Genomic DNA, 15,945 nt, shown 5'->3' with positions numbered 1-15,945 from the left:
TTCTCCTCCTGTGTCGGCCACGGCTCACTCCTGCCGGGGTGGGCGCGGCCTGCGCAGCAGCGCCTCCTGGGAGACCGACGCCACGAGCGTGCCGTCGGCGGTGTGCACCCGGCCGTGGACCAGGCCCCGACCTCCGCCGCCGAACGGCGAGTCCTGGTCGTAGAGCCACCACTCGTCGGCGCGGAAGGGCCGGTGGAACCAGATGGAGTGGTCCAGCGAGGCCACCATGGCCTCCGGGCTGCCGCTGCGGATGCCGTGGGGCGCGAGCGCCGCGCCCATGATCGTCATGTCGGAGAAGTAGGTGAACGCTGCGACGTGCACGAACGGGTCGTCGGGCAGGGTGCCCCGGACCCGCAGCCAGACCCGCTGCCGGCCCGGTCGGACGTCGTCGGGCTCGAGCCCGCCGTCGAGGCTGCTGCCGGCGTACCGCAGCTCCATCACGCCCCACTCAGGGTCGTCCTCGGCCTGCCCGAAGAGCTCCTTGGGGTTCAGGCACTCCTCCGGCGGCGGCACCGAGGGAGCGACCTGCTGGTGCTCCCACCCCTCCTCGGGCCGCTGGAAGTCCGCGGTCAGGGCGTAGATCGGGCGGCCGTGCTGCCGGGCGAGGACCCGCCGGGTCGCGAACGATCGGCCCTCGCGGATGGTCTCGACGTCGAAGATCGTGGGGGCCGAGGTGTCACCGGGCTGCAGGAAGTACGAGTGCAGGGAGTGCAGCTCGTACGCCGGGTCGACGGTGCGCCCCGCCGCCACGGTCGCCTGCGCCGCGGCCTGGCCGCCGAACACCCGCGGCAGGGAGGTCACCGCCTGACGGCCCCGGAACAGGTTGGTGTCGATGGCCTCCAGGTCGAGGAGCCGCGCCAGCTCGTCGGCGTCGCGCGGCACTCAGTCGTCCCTCTCGCCGTCGGCGCCCGGGTCGGTCTTCGGGTCCTCGTCGAGGGCCGCGAGGAACTGCTCGAACTGCTGGCCGAGCTCCTCCCCGCTGGGCAGGGGCTGGTCCTCCGCGAGCAGGTTGCTGCCGGAGTCCTCGGCCCGCTCGAACGCGTCGTACTGGCGCTCGAGGGCCGCGACGACGTCGGCGACCTCCTCGTTGGCCGAGAGGTACCGGGCGATCTCGACCTCCCGGTCCTCGGCCTCGGCCAACAGGCCGGACAGGTCGATCGTCAGCCGTCCGCCGAGCTCGACCTGCTCGAGCAGCACCGCGGACGCCTTCGGGTAGTCGAGCTGGGCGAGGTAGTGCGGGATGTGCGCGACGAAGCCCAGCGCGGCGTGGCCCCACTCCCCCAGCCGCACCTCGAGGAGCGCCTGGGCGCTGGAGGGCACGCGCAGCTCACCGCGCCACGGGCTCTGCCCGACCGGCTCGGCGTGGTCGTTGGCGTGGTGGGTGATCGCGATCGGACGCGTGTGCGGGACCGCCATCGGCACCGACCCCATCGCCACCACGCGAGTCACCCCGAGCCGCTCGACGACCTCGCGGACGGCGCGCGCGAAGGCCTCCCAGCGGTTGTCGGGCTCGGGACCGTGGAGCAGCAGGTACGGCGTGCCGCCGGTGTCGCGCAGCAGGCGCACGACCAGCCGCGGGGCGTCGTACTGCTCGTAGTGGTCGCGGACGAAGGAGATCGCCGGGCGGCGGGCGCGGTAGTCGTGGAACTGGTCCACGTCGAAGGTCGCCACCACCTTGCCGCCGGGGACCGGGGCGTCGGAGAGGTCGACGAGGTGCTGGGCGGCGCGCGCCGCGGCCCGCCCCGCGTCGAGGAACCCGTCGAGCACGAGCACCATGGTGAGGTCGGCGGCGTCGTCCAGCTCCGGCACCTCGTCGACGATGTGCACGAGACGGGGTTCCTGGGTCACCCGCCCAGCCTATGGGGTGGTGCTCTCCGACGACTCCGCGGCCGAGCGCTGGGCGAGACGGCTGTGACGCATGCCGTAGACGAAGTAGACGACGACGCCGATGGCCATCCAGGCCAGGAAGCGCAGCCAGGTCTCACCGGTGAGGTTGAGCATGAGGTAGCCGCACAGCAGCGTCGCCAGGACGGCCACCACGGGGGCGAGCGGCGTGCGGAAGGACCGGGGCAGGTCCGGGCGGGTCCGGCGGAGCACGACGACGCCGATGCTGACCAGGACGAAGGCGAAGAGGGTGCCGATGTTGACCAGGTTGGCCAGCGTGGCCAGGTCGACGAAGCCGGCGATGATCGCGATCACGGTGCCGGTGATCAGGGTGATCCGGTGCGGCGTGCCGTACGTCGGGTGCACCCGGGCCAGGGACCGCGGCAGGAGCCCGTCGCGCGCCATCGCGAAGGCGACCCGGCTCTGGCCGAGCATGAGGATCATCGCGACCACGATCAGGCCGATGCAGGCGCCGACCGAGATCAGGTCGCCCATCCAGCCGACACCGGCGGCGCTGAACGCGGTCGCCAGCGGGGCGGCGTCCTCGGGGTCGATCTCGTCGAAGGGCTGGATGCCGGTGACGATGAGGCTGACCGCGGCGTAGAGGACGGTCACGATCGCCAGCGAGCCGAGGATGCCGATCGGCACGTCGCGCTGCGGGTTCTCGGCCTCCTCCGCGGTGGTCGCCACGATGTCGAAGCCGATGAAGGCGAAGAACACGATCGCCGCGCCGCTGATCACGCCCGCGACGCCGAAGACGGCGGGCTCGATGCCCAGCAGGCTGGTGATGAGCGGCAGCTCGAGGAAGCCGCCGCCGGAGTCCGGCACCGGCTCGGACTCGGGGATGAACGGGACCCAGTTGGAGGGGTCGACGTAGGCGATGCCGACGACGATCACGGTGGCGACGACGAGCAGCTTGATCGCCACGACGACCTGGTTGACCCGGCTGGAGAACTTCGTCCCCCGCACGAGCAGCCCCATGACCAGCAGGGCCACGATGACGGCGGGGAGGTTGACCCAGCCGCCCTCGGCGCTGGCGAGCGAGGCCGGCACCTCCAGCGGCGTACCGGCGAGGAGCTCCTGGAGGTAGCCGGAGAAGCTGACCGAGAGCGCCGCGGAGCCGATCGTGAACTCCAGGACCAGGTCCCAGCCGATGATCCAGGCGACCAGCTCGCCCATGGTGGCGTAGCTGAAGGTGTAGGCGCTGCCCGCGACCGGCACGGTCGAGGCGAACTCCGCGTAGCAGAGGCCGGCGAGCCCGCAGGCCAGCGCGGCGATGAGGAAGCTCAGCGCGAGCGCCGGGCCGGAGTTCGTCGCCGCCACCGTGCCGGTCAGCACGAAGATGCCGGCGCCGATGATGACCCCGACGCCGAAGACCACCAGGTCGACGGCGCGCAGGTCCTTGCGCAGCCTCGAGTCGGGATCGTCGGTGTCGGCGATCGACTGCTCCACGGACTTCGTCCTGAACATGCTCACCGGCAGCAGGTTACCCACGACGCCGCTCCTCACCCACCGCTCGCCACGCCATCAGACGAAGTGGTTGTCGTGGCGCTCGCAGAAGTCGGCGTACTCCTCCTGCGAGACGTCGCGGCCGGAGGTGAACATCTCCACCAGCCCCTCGAAGTACGCCTCCCGCGGGGCACCCGGGACGAAGAGGATCAGCATGGACACCGCCGCCCCGGACTCGTTGCGGAACGCGTGCACCCCGCCCTCGGGGACGTGGCAGAAGTCCCGCGGAGCCGCGTCGGTCCACGTGTCGCCGTCGTAGAGGCGCACGCTGCCCGACAGCACGAAGAACGCCTCGGTCATGGTGCGGTGGTAGTGCGGCGCCGGACCGCCGGGCTGCGGGCCCATGTCCCACCGGTAGAGGCCGTAGCGGCCGCCCGTCCTGGACCCCGTGGCCAGGTAGTGGGCGAACCCGCCCAGGGTGTCGAGCTCGGCCGGCGCGTCGTGGCGGCGCAGCCACGCCGAGACATCGGGCCGGTCGCCGACGTGCGCCGCCGGCGGGTACGTCGCGAGGTCGGTCCACGGCTCGGGATGGGTCACCGCGGCGGCTCACCCGACCTGGACGACGACGTCGTCGAGGTCCGCGCGGAACTGGTCGTTGTCGGTCGCGCTGACGTTCTTGGCGCCGATGCGCAGCGGCGAGGCGTTGGCGACCGAGCCGACCACGCCGGTGGCGCGGGCGCGCACGACCCCGTCGACCAGCACGAGCACCTCCGTGGCGGTGCGGCTGCAGACGACCCGGTGCCACGCGCCGTCGGCGACGTCGGCCTCCGCGCCGGACGCCACCGCGACCAGCCGGGTGCGGGCCCCGCTGACGACGCAGCTCGGCCGGCCCTGGTCGACCTGGAGCTTGTACTGCCCGCCGGGCTCGCCGTAGTAGCCCTTCTGCGCGACGTTCATCGAGCGCCGCGACTCCTCGCGGGTCATCCGGACGTCGACGCCGATGCTGAACGCGGCGGTGCCCGGGTCGAGCGCCGCGGCGTCGGGCACCTCGATCAGTGCGCGCCCGCACGTCGGGCACGGGTACTGCACGGCCCGTCCCGGGGAGCCGCTGGTCGGGGTCAGCGCGCCGCGGTTGGACACCACCCGCCCGCGGGCGGCACCGGTGTCGTCGAGGACCGGGGTCCCCGAGGCGAAGGTGTCGGCCCCGTCGAACCCCAGCTGCAGCACGGTGGTGGTCGAGGTGGTGGCGGCGACCGCCGCCCCGGCACCCGCCCCGGCACCCGGGCCCGTGGCACCGGGCAGCACGAGGGCTCCTGCCGCGAGTGCACCCGCCACGGCCGTCCAGCGTCGACCTGCGCGTCGTCCAGCTCGAGGCATGGGCCTCTCCCTCCGCGGCGCGACGTGCGCCGGCGCTCGTCACCGTGCCACGCCGGGGGCGGTCGGCGCGTCCCCGCAATGCGGTATTCCGCCGCGCCGGGCGCTCCGCCCGCCCGCCGGGACAACGGGACGACGGGACGACGGGGAGGTCACAGGACGGACACGACGGCGACGAGGGCGACGCTGCTGGCCGAGACTGCTCGCGTGATCAGACTGCTGCCCGGGGTGATCGTGTTCATCCTGTGGGCCTACTGCCTCGTGGACGCGATCAGCACCGACCAGTCGCGGGTGCGGCACCTCCCCAAGTGGGCGTGGATCGTGCTGGTGCTGCTGTTCCCGCTCGTGGGCTCCCTCGCCTGGCTGGTGGCGGGCCGACCGGCGCCCACGCCCCGGCTCACCCGGCAGCAGGGCGCGGCGCCCGGCTTCCCGGAGTACGAGCGCCCCGGCCGGATGGCGGCGGCCGACCCGGCCAAGGACGAGGAGTTCCTGCGCCAGGTGCGCGAGCGGGCGGAGGAGCAGCGGCGGCGCTACGAGGCCGAGCACCGGCGCAAGGACCAGTTCGAGGGGCAGGAGGGTCCGGGCGACCCCGACGCCTCAGCGGGCGCCTGAGCCCGAGGGGCCCGAGGCGCCCGAGGGACCCGAGGAGGCGGCGACCTCCGGCACGAACGTCGCGACCATCAGCCGCGCGGCGCGGTCGGCCAGCTGCTCGGGGGTGAGCCCGAGCAGGCGGCGCAGGACGTCGGTCTCGTCCGCGCCCTCGGTCGCGAGCTCGTCGAGGAGCGACCACAGCGCGGGCTCGCCGAACGAGCCGGCGACGTACTCGCACACCCACCACGACAGGCCGTAGCTGACCACCGGCTCCTCGCCCGGGTCGGTGAACGACCCGCGGGTCGGCAGGCCGTCGACGCCGTCCACCGCCCGCTCCAGTGCCGCCTGCGCGACGACGCGGTCCGCGGGGGCGACCGGGCGGACGGAGACGTACTCCGCCACCCCCTCGCTCAGCCACACCGGCGCGTGGTCGTCGCGCTCCCCCAGCGCCACGTGGACCAGCTCGTGGCGCACCAGCCGGTCGCGCTCGGGTCCCGGCCGGTCCAGCATGCGGGGGTTCAGCGCGAACCGGGTCGCCGCGGTGCCGCCGTCCGGGCCGGCGGGGACGGGGAACGCCACGCCGTCGAGCCGTTCGGGGTCCCCGCCCGGGAGGTCCTCGATCCTGTCGAGGAAGGCGGTGGAGGACAGGGCGTAGACCACCACGGTGCGCCGCCAGGGCCACGGGACCGCGGCGGAGACGTCGGCGATGCCGTCCTCCACCGAGGCGATGACGCCCGCGGCCGCCGGCAGGCTGCCCCGGTCGAAGACGCCGAGCACGCCGTAGCCGCCCCGCACCTCGACCGGGCCGAGGTCCCACGGCTGCGGGCGGACGTCGTGCTCGGCCTCCCACGCGGGGTCGGTGGTCGACCGCAGCAGCATCCGCCGGTCGTCGCGGGGCGCGGGGCGGAAGAGGAACCGGTCGTGGCTGACCACCGGCGCCGTGTCGTACCCCGCCAGCTGCATGGTCAGCTCGACGACGACCCAGTAGGCGTCGCCGCGGCGCACGATGTTCCGGCGGTCGAAGGAGTAGCCGAGCTTCGCGATCGGCAGCTGGGCCAGGTTGTCGAAGTACGTCAGCTGCTCCGCACGGACCCGGGGCGCGCGCCGGGCCAGTCCGGACGCGAAGGCGTCCCGGTCACCCGTGCGGACCGCCTCGGCCCGCCGTCGCAGCGCCCGCTGCAGGCCGGCGACGACGTCGGCGGGCGCCATCGCCGCCGTCGCGGCCGCGGTGCCCTCGGCCGGGGCGTCGTCCTCGAGCAGCGAGCAGGCCGGCAGCAGCCAGCCCAGCAGGGCGTACGCCGCGAGCAGTGCCGCGGCGCGCGACGGGGAGCGGGTGGTGCGGCGTCGCTCAGATCGGGTGGTCGGCATCGACGGGTAAACGACCCTCGTCCAGAGAGGTCATGTACTCGACGATGTCGAGGGCGAGCGCCTGCGGCGTGAGGCCGATGCGCTCGAGGATCGCGGCCCGCTTGGCGTGCTGCAGGAACTCCTGCGGGATGCCCCGCAGCCGCACCGGCGTCGTGACGCCGGCCTCCACCAGGGTCTGCAGCAGCACCGAGCCGCAACCGCCTACCAGGCCGTTGTCCTCGACGGAGACGACGAGGCGGTGCTCGCGGGCCAGCTCGACGACGGCGGGGTCGACCGGCTTGACCCAGCGCGGGTCGACGACGGTCACGCCGATGCCCTGGGCGACGAGCCGGTCGGCGACGCCGAGGGCGACCTCGTTCATCGAGCCGACGGCCACCACCAGGACGTCCTTGGGGCCGTTGCGCACCAGCACGTCCGCGCCGCCGGCCTTGCCGACCGCCTCGACGTCCTCGGGCGGCGGGCCCTTCGGGAAGCGCACGACGGTCGGGGCGTCCTCGACCTCGACGGCCTCGTTGAGCAGCTCGCGCAGGCGCGCGGCGTCGCGCGGCGCGGCGATCCGCAGGCCGGGCACGACCTGGAGGATCGACATGTCCCACATGCCGTTGTGGGAGGCGCCGTCGTCGCCGGTGACGCCCGCGCGGTCCAGCACGAAGGTGACACCGGTGCGGTGCAGGGCGCAGTCCATGAGCACCTGGTCGAAGGCGCGGTTGAGGAACGTCGCGTAGACGGCGACCACGGGGTGCAGGCCGCCCAGCGCGAGCCCGGCGGCGGAGGTCGCGGCGTGCTGCTCGGCGATCCCGACGTCGAAGGTGCGCTCGGGGAACCGCGCCTGGAAGTGGTCGAGCCCGACCGGGTGCATCATCGCCGCCGTGATCGCAACGACGTCCTTGCGGCGCTGTCCGATGTGGACGATCTCGTCGGCGAAGACGTCGGTCCAGATCCGGCCGCGGGCCTTCTCCTCGCCGGTCTCGATGTCGAAGGGCTGCGGGGAGTGGAACTGGTCGGCCTCGTGCCGCTCGGCCGCGTCGTACCCGAAGCCCTTGCGGGTCAGCGCGTGCACGATCACCGGGCCGCCGAAGCGCTTGGCGCGGTCCAGCGCGGCCTCCATGGCGACGGTGTCGTGGCCGTCGACGGGGCCGACGTACTTGAGGCCGAGGTCCTCGAAGAGGCCCTGGGGCGCCAGCGCGTCCTTGAGGCCCTTCTTCATCGCGTGCAGGGCGTCGTACGCCGCGGGGCCGACGCCGGGGACGGCGTTGAGGCGCTTCTTGACCAGGTCGAGCACCTGCTCGTAGCGGGGGTTGGTGCGCAGCGTGGTGAGCGCGTTCGCGAGCCCGCCGATGGTCGGGGTGTAGGAGCGGCCGTTGTCGTTGACCACGATGACCAGGCGGCTGTCCTTGGCGATGGCGATGTTGTTCAGCGCCTCCCAGGCCATGCCGCCGGTGAGGGCACCGTCGCCGATGACCGCGACGGTGTGCCGGTCCTCGCCGCGGATCGCGTAGGCCTTGGCCAGGCCGTCGGCGTAGGACAGCGCGGTCGAGGCGTGGGAGTTCTCGACGATGTCGTGCTCGGACTCCGCCTGGCTCGGGTAGCCCGAGAGCCCGCCCTCCTTGCGCAGCACGTCGAACTGCCCGCCGCGGCCGGTGAGGATCTTGTGGACGTAGGACTGGTGGCCGGTGTCGAAGACGATCCGGTCGCGCGGGCTGTCGAAGACGCGGTGGATGGCGAGGGTGAGCTCGACGACGCCGAGGTTCGGCCCGAGGTGCCCGCCGATGCGCGAGCACGTCTGCACGAGCAGGTCGCGGATCTCGACCGCGAGCGCCTCGAGCTCGTCGGGCGTGAGCGCGCGGAGGTCCCGCGGACCGGCGATCGAGTCGAGGAGCGACATGCCTCGGAGTCTAGGACGTCACAGGTCGTGCGCCGCGATCGCCGGCTCGTGCAGGCTGCCCATCCAGACCCGGCCGTCGTGCTCCCGGACGCCGGTCACCATGTGGTACCGGTCCCCCGGCAGGTCGACGTCGTGCACGAGGCGCCCGGCGTCGTCGTACGCCTGGACGCGGACGGTCCGCGCCGGGGCCGGCTGCAGTCGCTGCGGGATCCTCGTGACCAGCTTGCGGACCCGAACGGGCGCCGCCTGGAGCCGCTCCACGACGGTGTCGCGGGGGCTGGCGATGGTCACCCAGATCAGGCCGTCGCTGCCCCGGGCGATGTTGTCGGGGTAGCCGGGGAGGTTCTGGCACAGCAGGTCGCGCATGCCTGCGCGGTCACCGGTCAGCCAGCGGCGCACGACGGTCCGGGCCCCGGTCTCCGCGACGCAGACGAAGTCCTCGCCCTTGCTCAGCGCGACGCCGTTGGCGAAGGCCAGCCCGTCCAGGACCACCTCGACGGTCCCGTCGGTCGCCATCCGCATCAGCCGCCCCGTGCGGGTGACCTGGATGAAGTCGTCCTTCCACCGGTCGATCCCGTAGCGCGTCGAGGAGTCGGAGAACCACACCGTGCCGTCGCTCGCGATGGCCGCGTTGTTGCAGAAGACCATCGGCGTGCCGCCGACCCGGTCGGTCACGGTCTCGACCCCGCCGGTGGCGGTGTCCACGCGCAGCACGCCACGCTTGGCGTCGCAGACCAGGAGCCGGCCGTCGCCGTCGAGCTCGATGCCGAGGGGGCGGCCGCCGGTGTGCGCGACGCGGTCGACCTTCGAGCCGTCGGGGCCGACCCGGAAGATGCTGCCGTCCTCGGTGCCGGTGAAGACGCAGCCCTCGTCCGGACCGGACGTGGCGACGACGACGTCCTCGGCGCCGCCGGCGGGGACGGGGACGACGGTCAGGTCCGTGGTGCTCGCGGTGGTCATGGGGTCATCGTGCTGTAGAGCTCGCTGGCGAGGAAGGCCGGGAGGGCGTCCTGCGCCGACCCGGTCAGCTCCAGGGTGCGCACCCGGGACGGGTCGACGAAGACCATCTGCCGGCCCTCGCCGCAGGTGATGTCGGCGTCGGTCAGGTCCACCGCGCCGACGTACACGTGCATCGACCCCACGCCGTACGACGCGTGCTCGGTGGCGAACTCGTGCCAGAACTGCAGGTCGCCGGGCTCGAGCACGACGCCGGTCTCCTCGGCCAGCTCCCGGTACGCCGCCTCCTCGAAGCCCTCGCCGTCCTCGACGTGGCCGCCGGGCAGCCCCCAGGTCTCGGGATCGATGACGGCGTGCTCGTCGCGCTCCTGGAGCAGCACCCAGCCGCGGCGGTCGACGAGCAGGACGCAGGCGAACCGTGTCATGCCGGCCAACCTACGGCGCAGGCCCGCCTGCGGTCCCCTGGGACACTGTCCCGGTGACCCGACGCCCCCGCCTGGCCGCCGCCCTCGCCGCCTCGATCCTGACCGCCACCACCGCCGCCGGCACCGCCGCCGGCACCGCCACCGCGGCGGGCACCGCCGCGGCGGAGCCGCCGCTCGCCGTCACCGGCTACGTGCTGGCGAGCACGCCGGCGGACGTGGTCGAGCGGGACGCGCCGGCCCTCGCGGCGCTCGGCGTCGCCTCGGTGCCGATCTCCGCCGACGGGCGCGACGTGCGTGCGCCGGGCGAGCTCACCCGGCAGCTGCGGCGGGCGCACCGCCACGGGCTCCGGGCCGAGCTGCTGGTGAGCAACTACAGCGACCGGCTCGGCGGCTTCGACAGCCGGGCTGCCCGGCGCCTGCTGCGCCACGAGGACCGGGTGCGGCGGGTCGCCCGGCAGCTGGCCGACGTCGTGCGCCGCCAGGGCTGGGACGGGATCACCGTCGACCTGGAGTCGCTGTCGCGGGCCGACGGCCGCGGCCTCGTGCGGCTGGTGCGCGAGCTGCAGGCGCGGATGCCCGCCGAGCGCACCGTCTCCGTCGACCTCCAGCCGTCGCCGACGGTCGAGGGCTACCGCGAGCGGGGTTTCCGCGTCGGGGCGATCGGCCGCGCCGCGGACGTGGTGGTCGTGATGGCCTACGACCGGCACGGCCCGACCTGGACGGGTCCGGGGCCGATCGGGCCGCTGCGCTGGCAGCGGTCCGTGGTCGAGGCGGTGCTGACGCAGGTGCCGGCGGCGAAGGTCGACCTCGGGGTGGCCGGGTACGGCTACACCTGGCCGCGCCGGGGCGAGGGTCGCAGCCTCACGGTCCAGCGCGCCCGGCGGCTCGTGCGCGAGGACGGCGCCCGGGCCGTGTGGAAGCCCGCCGCCGGGGAGTGGCGGTCCCGGCTGTCCGACGGCACCGTCCTGTGGTGGTCCGACACCCGGTCGTTCCGGCTGCGCGAGGAGCTCGCCGAGGAGCTGGGCGTGCACGGCATCGCGCTGTGGCGGCTCGGCTCGGCCGGCCCCCTGGCCTGACCGGCCCCTCAGCCGGCCAGGAAGCTGAACCGCACCTGCCGCTCGTGGTTGTCGACGTTCAGATCGACCAGGCAGACGCTCTGCCAGGTGCCGAGCGCCAGCTCGCCGTCGAGCACCGGCACCGTCGCGTACGGCGGCACGAGGGCCGGCATCACGTGCGAGCGCCCGTGGCCCGGCGTGCCGTGGCGGTGGCGCCAGCGGTCGTCGGCGGGCAGCAGGTCGCCCAGCGCGGCCAGCAGGTCGTCGTCGCTGCCCGATCCCGTCTCGAGGATCGCGAGGCCGGCGGTCGCGTGCGGGACGAAGAGGTGCAGCAGGCCGTCGCCGCGGGCGCGGACGTAGTCCGCGCACTCGCGGGTCAGGTCCAGGACGGTGTCCTGGCCACCGGTGCGGAAGGCCCTGGTCTCGGAGTCCATGGCGGCACCGTGCCCGTCCCGGGACCGTCTCAGACCCCCTCCCGGCTCCTGGGTGGCGGCTCAGACGGGGGTGCCGGGGCTCTCGGTGCCGCCCTGCGGGTCCCGCAGCCCGCCGGCGCAGGACGCGAACGGCTCCGGGGCGGTCTGCCCGCCGCCGAGGCGCTCGACGAAGAGCGGCAGGCGCGGGTCCTCGGCGCCGACCAGGCGCAGCTGGTGGCCCCAGACCGTGACGACCACCGGCGCGGGCAGGCCGGGGTAGGGCGAGAGGATGCCGTTGTCGGGCAGCAGCTCGACCAGGCGGTCGACGTCCTCCGCGGCGAGGTCCGGGTCGTAGGTGATCCACACGGTCCCGTGCTCGAGGTCGTGCACGGCGTTCTCCTCCCGGACCGGCTCGTCGTAGACGCCGCACTCGAGCCAGCGCGGGTCGTGCGGTCCTCCGGCAGGCGGGGTCTGCGGGTAGGTGACATCGCCGCTGGTGTGGTCGGTCCGCAGCCCCTCGACGACCGCCACCTCCTCGAGGTTCCGCTCGACCTGCGCGGCGTCGTCCGCGCGCAGCTGGCTCACCGCCAGCGGCACGCCGATCGCGACGACCAGCACGGCCACCGCCGCGACGGCGGCGAGCACCAGAACCGCCACCCGGTCCCGGCGCACGGGCTCGGACGCGGGCTCGGGCTCCGGTGCCGGCGGGGGCACCGACGGGGGCGCGGACGGGTACGGCGGCTCGGGAGGCGCCTCGCTCACGACTGCTCGAGCGCGCGCTCGACCCGCTCGACCTTGGCGGTCAGCTGGCCGGTGAAGCCGGGACGGATGTCTGCCTTGAGCACCAGGCCGACCCGCGGGGACACCTCGGCGACGACGTCGACGGCCCGCTTGACGACCGCCATCACCTCGTCCCACTCCCCCTCGATGTTGGTGAACATCGCGTTGGTCTCGTTCGGCAGGCCGGACTCGCGGACGACCCGCACGGCGGCCGCCACGGCCTCGGAGACTCCGCCGGTCTCGTCACCGGTCGTGGGGCTGATGCTGAACGCGACGATCATGCCTCCACGGTAGTCGGCACCTCGTCGGCGAGCCGCCACCAGCACCCACCGTGGGCGGGGCGTCCCGGCCGGCTCAGTGGGCGAGCTTCAGCCCGATGACGCAGCCGATCAGCCCGGCCAGCAGCAGCACCTTGACGGCGGTGACCGGCTCGGTGCCGGTCGCCATGCCGTACGCCACGGTCAGGCATGCGCCGATGCCGACCCACACGGCGTACGCCGTGCCGACCGGGAGGGTGCGCAGCGCGTAGGCCAGGCCGCCCATGCTCAGCGCGATCCCCGCGGCGAAGACGACCGTGGGGCCCAGCCGGGAGAAGCCCTCGGACCTGCCGAGCGCCGTCGCCCAGACGGCCTCCAGGACACCCGAGAGGACCAGCACCAACCACGCCACGACGACCTCCAGACGGCCGTCTTGTCGCTCTCCGGGTACGGCTCCCTCGTCCGGTGGGCCGTCTCGGCCCGGTCCCGACCCTATCCGGTGAGGCCGAGCCCGCGAACGCCGCACGGCCCGCCACCCACGAGGGGCGACGGGCCGTGCGGGTGGTGCAGGTGCCGATCAGGCCTTGCGGAGGTTCCGCAGGACGAACTGCATGATGCCGCCGTTGCGGTAGTAGTTCGCCTCACCGGGGGTGTCGATGCGGACGACCGCGTCGAACTCGACGTCGCCGGCCTTGACCTTGACGGTCTTCGGCGTGCGGCCCTCGTTGAGCTCGGTGATGCCGGTGATGGAGAACTCCTCCTCACCGGTCAGGCCGAGGCTCTCGGCGGTCTGACCCTCGGGGAACTGCAGCGGGATGACGCCCATGCCGATCAGGTTCGAGCGGTGGATGCGCTCGTAGGACTCGGCGATGACGGCCTTGACGCCCAGCAGCGAGGTGCCCTTGGCGGCCCAGTCGCGCGAGGAGCCGGAGCCGTACTCCTTGCCCGCGAGGACGACCAGCGGGGTGCCCGCGGCGATGTAGTTCTCCGAGGCCTCGAAGACGGTGGTCACGTCGCCACCGTTGGTGAAGTCGCGGGTGAAGCCGCCCTCGGTGCCCGGCGCCAGCTGGTTGCGCAGCCGGATGTTCGCGAACGTGCCGCGGATCATCACCTCGTGGTTGCCGCGGCGCGAGCCGTAGGAGTTGAAGTCCCGCTGGCCGACGCCGTGCTCGGCGAGGTACTTGCCCGCGGGCGAGTCCTTCTTGATCGCACCGGCCGGGCTGATGTGGTCGGTGGTGACCGAGTCGCCGAGCTTGAGGAGCACGCGGGCGCCCTCGATGTCGGTGACGGCCACGGGCTCGTCGGGCATGCCCTCGAAGTACGGGGGCTTGCGGACGTAGGTGGACTCCGCGTCCCACTCGAAGGTGTCGCCCTCGGGCGTGGGGAGCGACTGCCACCGCTCGTCGCCGGCGAACACGTCGGAGTACGACGAGCCGAACATGTCGGACGTGATCGACTCGCCGATCACCCGCTCGACTTCCTGCGGGGAGGGCCAGATGTCCTTCATGAACACGTCGTTGCCGTCGGTGTCCTGGCCCAGCGGGTCGTTGAACAGGTCGACGTCCATGGAGCCAGCGAGCGCGTAGGCGACGACCAGCGGCGGGGACGCGAGGTAGTTCATCTTCACGTCGGGGTTGATCCGACCCTCGAAGTTCCGGTTGCCCGAGAGCACCGAGACGACCGCGAGGTCCTTCTCGTTGATCGCGGCGGAGACCTCGGGGATGAGCGGGCCGGAGTTGCCGATGCAGGTGGTGCAGCCGTAGCCGACGAGGTTGAAGCCCAGCTTGTCGAGGTACGGCGTGAGGCCGGCGCGCTCGTAGTAGTCGGAGACCACCTGCGAGCCGGGAGCCAGCGTCGTCTTGACCCAGGGCTTGGTGGACAGGCCCTTCTCGACGGCCTTCTTCGCCAGCAGGGCGGCGCCGATCATGACCGACGGGTTCGAGGTGTTGGTGCACGAGGTGATCGCGGCGATCGTGACGGCGCCGTGGTCGAGCTCGAACTCGCGACCGTCCTCGAGGGTCACCCGGACCGGGTTGCTCGGGCGGCCGTCGGCGTTGGCCGCCGCGGAGTGCCAGTCGGCCGGGGCGTCGGCGGCGTCGTGGCCGTCGCCGTTCCCGTTGGTGGCCGGCGGGTCGGAGGACGGGAACGACTCGGCCGAGGCCTCGTCGGCACCGGTGGTGACGCCGTACGGCTGGTCGTTCTGCGGGACGCCGGGCTTGCGGTCCTCGCCACCGGTCTCGTCGGCGGTGACGTAGTCGGCCAGCGCGACGCGGAACGCCTCGCGGGCGTCGGACAGCGCGACACGGTCCTGCGGGCGCTTCGGGCCGGCGAGCGACGGGACGACCGTGGAGAGGTCGAGCTCGAGCTTCTCGGAGTAGCGCGGCTCGGCGTCCGGGTCGTGCCAGAGGCCCTGCTCCTTGGCGTAGGCCTCGACCAGCTTCAGCTGCTCCTCGGGGCGACCGGTGAGCTTGAGGTAGTCGATGGTCTGGTCGTCGATCGGGAAGACCGCGATGGTCGAGCCGAACTCCGGGCTCATGTTGCCGATCGTGGCGCGGTTGGCCAGCGGCAGCGCGGAGACGCCGGGGCCGTAGAACTCCACGAACTTGCCGACGACGCCGTGCTTGCGCAGCATCTCGGTGATCGTGAGGACCAGGTCGGTGGCGGTCGAGCCCTCGGGCAGGTCGCCGTTGAGCTTGAAGCCGACCACGCGCGGGATCAGCATGGAGACCGGCTGGCCGAGCATCGCGGCCTCGGCCTCGATGCCGCCGACGCCCCAGCCGACCACGCCGATGCCGTTGACCATCGTGGTGTGGGAGTCGGTGCCGACGCAGGTGTCGGGGTAGGCGACGCCGTCGCGCACCATGACGGTGCGGGCCAGGTGCTCGATGTTGACCTGGTGGACGATGCCGGTGCCCGGGGGGACGACCTTGAAGTCGTCGAAGGCGCCCTGGCCCCAGCGCAGGAACTGGTAGCGCTCGCGGTTGCGCTCGTACTCGATCTCGACGTTGCGCTCGAAGGACTCGGGCGTGCCGAAGACGTCCGCGATCACCGAGTGGTCGATGACCATCTCGGCGGGCGCGAGCGGGTTGATCCGCGACGGGTCGCCGCCGAGCTCGGCCATGGCCTCGCGCATCGTGGCGAGGTCGACCACGCACGGCACGCCGGTGAAGTCCTGCATGATCACGCGCGCCGGCGTGAACTGGATCTCCTTGTCCGGGTGCGCGTCGGCATCCCAGCCCGCGAGGGCCTTGATGTCGTCGGCGGTGATGTCGGCACCGTCCTCGGTGCGCAGCAGGTTCTCGAGCAGGACCTTGAGGCTGAACGGCAGCGTCTCGACGTCCAGTCCCTCCCCCGTCACCGCGTCGAGGCGGTAGATCTCGTAGGACTGTCCGTCCACGTCCAGGGTGCTCTTGGCACCGAAGCTGTCCTGACTGGCCACTGCTGACTCTCCTCGTGACGTCCGTGGTGCTCTACGTGCGACCGTGCGGGCCGCCGGCGGGCTCTCGC

16 protein-coding genes and 1 riboswitch are annotated in these 15,945 nt (G+C 73.3%); of the genes, 2 read left to right on the top strand and 14 right to left on the bottom strand.

Annotated features, from left to right (window positions below; all coding sequences use genetic code 11):
* Positions 1–24: 24 nt before the first annotated feature.
* From OSR43_RS08940 to OSR43_RS08920, 5 genes are read right to left on the bottom strand one after another with little or no spacing between them, the layout of a single operon-like run.
* Entirely contained in the window at positions 25–882 is an 858-nt protein-coding gene (locus tag OSR43_RS08940) for an acyl-CoA thioesterase II (protein ID WP_302270961.1), read from the bottom strand.
* Positions 883–1,848 carry a PAC2 family protein gene (locus tag OSR43_RS08935; protein ID WP_302270959.1) on the bottom strand — a complete coding sequence of 322 codons (966 nt, stop codon included), beginning with the start codon at positions 1,846–1,848 and terminating at the stop codon, positions 883–885. It lies immediately after the preceding gene.
* 9 nt (positions 1,849–1,857) lie between these two features.
* Entirely contained in the window at positions 1,858–3,354 is a 1,497-nt protein-coding gene (locus OSR43_RS08930; protein ID WP_367891527.1) for an amino acid permease, read from the bottom strand.
* A 57-nt stretch (positions 3,355–3,411) separates the two neighbouring features.
* Positions 3,412–3,930, bottom strand: a complete 519-nt coding sequence (locus OSR43_RS08925) for a cupin domain-containing protein (RefSeq protein ID WP_302270957.1) — start codon at positions 3,928–3,930, stop codon at positions 3,412–3,414.
* Between the two features lie 9 nt (positions 3,931–3,939).
* Positions 3,940–4,668 (bottom strand): LamG-like jellyroll fold domain-containing protein, encoded by a 729-nt coding sequence (locus OSR43_RS08920; protein WP_302270956.1) that lies wholly within the window; start codon positions 4,666–4,668, stop codon positions 3,940–3,942.
* Between the two features lie 246 nt (positions 4,669–4,914).
* On the opposite strand from OSR43_RS08920, the gene OSR43_RS08915 reads away from it, so the two are divergent.
* Complete coding sequence (locus OSR43_RS08915; protein ID WP_302270955.1) at positions 4,915–5,319, top strand: PLD nuclease N-terminal domain-containing protein; 405 nt, start codon at positions 4,915–4,917, stop codon at positions 5,317–5,319.
* On the opposite strand, the gene OSR43_RS08910 is transcribed toward OSR43_RS08915, so the two are convergent.
* The 4 genes from OSR43_RS08910 to OSR43_RS08895 are packed head-to-tail and all read right to left on the bottom strand — an operon-like array spanning position 5,305 to position 9,933.
* Positions 5,305–6,666, bottom strand: coding sequence for a hypothetical protein (locus OSR43_RS08910; RefSeq protein WP_302270954.1), 1,362 nt, complete (start codon positions 6,664–6,666; stop codon positions 5,305–5,307). The two genes, OSR43_RS08915 and OSR43_RS08910, sit on opposite strands and share 15 nt — an antisense overlap.
* Complete coding sequence (gene dxs / locus OSR43_RS08905) at positions 6,647–8,551, bottom strand: 1-deoxy-D-xylulose-5-phosphate synthase (protein ID WP_302270953.1); 1,905 nt, start codon at positions 8,549–8,551, stop codon at positions 6,647–6,649. Before dxs ends, OSR43_RS08910 begins: the two co-directional genes overlap by 20 nt.
* An 18-nt stretch (positions 8,552–8,569) precedes the next feature.
* Positions 8,570–9,511 (bottom strand): SMP-30/gluconolactonase/LRE family protein, encoded by a 942-nt coding sequence (locus OSR43_RS08900; RefSeq protein ID WP_302270952.1) that lies wholly within the window; start codon positions 9,509–9,511, stop codon positions 8,570–8,572.
* Complete coding sequence (locus OSR43_RS08895) at positions 9,508–9,933, bottom strand: NUDIX domain-containing protein (RefSeq protein WP_302270951.1); 426 nt, start codon at positions 9,931–9,933, stop codon at positions 9,508–9,510. The genes OSR43_RS08900 and OSR43_RS08895 overlap by 4 nt, the downstream gene beginning before the upstream one ends.
* Positions 9,934–9,986: 53 nt before the next feature.
* Between OSR43_RS08895 and OSR43_RS08890 the strand changes: the two genes are divergently transcribed.
* On the top strand, positions 9,987–11,009 hold the full coding sequence (locus OSR43_RS08890) for a glycosyl hydrolase family 18 protein (RefSeq protein WP_302270950.1): 1,023 nt from the start codon (positions 9,987–9,989) through the stop codon (positions 11,007–11,009).
* Between the two features lie 8 nt (positions 11,010–11,017).
* Here OSR43_RS08890 and OSR43_RS08885 read toward each other — a convergent pair whose 3' ends face one another.
* The 5 genes from OSR43_RS08885 to OSR43_RS08865 all read right to left on the bottom strand — a co-directional run bounded on the left by OSR43_RS08885 (position 11,018) and on the right by OSR43_RS08865 (position 15,877).
* The gene (locus OSR43_RS08885; protein ID WP_302270949.1) at positions 11,018–11,422 is read right to left on the bottom strand and encodes a YjbQ family protein; all 405 of its coding nucleotides are present in this window, start codon (positions 11,420–11,422) and stop codon (positions 11,018–11,020) included.
* A 60-nt stretch (positions 11,423–11,482) separates the two neighbouring features.
* Complete coding sequence (locus OSR43_RS08880) at positions 11,483–12,163, bottom strand: DUF3105 domain-containing protein (protein ID WP_302270948.1); 681 nt, start codon at positions 12,161–12,163, stop codon at positions 11,483–11,485.
* Positions 12,160–12,462 (bottom strand): thiamine-binding protein, encoded by a 303-nt coding sequence (locus OSR43_RS08875; protein WP_302270947.1) that lies wholly within the window; start codon positions 12,460–12,462, stop codon positions 12,160–12,162. Before OSR43_RS08875 ends, OSR43_RS08880 begins: the two co-directional genes overlap by 4 nt.
* Positions 12,463–12,535: 73 nt before the next feature.
* Complete coding sequence (locus OSR43_RS08870; protein ID WP_302270946.1) at positions 12,536–12,850, bottom strand: multidrug efflux SMR transporter; 315 nt, start codon at positions 12,848–12,850, stop codon at positions 12,536–12,538.
* Positions 12,851–12,860: 10 nt separating this feature from the next.
* Positions 12,861–12,924, bottom strand: a riboswitch (guanidine-III (ykkC-III) riboswitch).
* Between the two features lie 91 nt (positions 12,925–13,015).
* On the bottom strand, positions 13,016–15,877 hold the full coding sequence (locus OSR43_RS08865) for an aconitate hydratase (RefSeq protein ID WP_302270945.1): 2,862 nt from the start codon (positions 15,875–15,877) through the stop codon (positions 13,016–13,018).
* Positions 15,878–15,945 lie beyond the last annotated feature (68 nt).

Source organism: Nocardioides sp. Arc9.136 (assembly GCF_030506255.1).
Lineage (GTDB): Bacteria > Actinomycetota > Actinomycetes > Propionibacteriales > Nocardioidaceae > Nocardioides.
Note: the sequence above shows the minus strand (reverse complement) of the source record. Positions and strands in the feature narration are given on the sequence as shown.

What these genes read in the sequence shown, in the direction of transcription:
- OSR43_RS08930 (WP_367891527.1), bottom strand. Translation starts at nt 3,354, where the DNA reads ATGTTCAGGACGAAGTCCGTGGAGCAGTCGATCGCCGACACCGACGAT.
- OSR43_RS08910 (WP_302270954.1), bottom strand. Translation starts at nt 6,666, where the DNA reads ATGCCGACCACCCGATCTGAGCGACGCCGCACCACCCGCTCCCCGTCG.
- dxs (WP_302270953.1), bottom strand. Translation starts at nt 8,551, where the DNA reads ATGTCGCTCCTCGACTCGATCGCCGGTCCGCGGGACCTCCGCGCGCTC.
- OSR43_RS08900 (WP_302270952.1), bottom strand. Translation starts at nt 9,511, where the DNA reads ATGACCACCGCGAGCACCACGGACCTGACCGTCGTCCCCGTCCCCGCC.
- OSR43_RS08895 (WP_302270951.1), bottom strand. Translation starts at nt 9,933, where the DNA reads ATGACACGGTTCGCCTGCGTCCTGCTCGTCGACCGCCGCGGCTGGGTG.
- OSR43_RS08885 (WP_302270949.1), bottom strand. Translation starts at nt 11,422, where the DNA reads ATGGACTCCGAGACCAGGGCCTTCCGCACCGGTGGCCAGGACACCGTC.
- OSR43_RS08875 (WP_302270947.1), bottom strand. Translation starts at nt 12,462, where the DNA reads ATGATCGTCGCGTTCAGCATCAGCCCCACGACCGGTGACGAGACCGGC.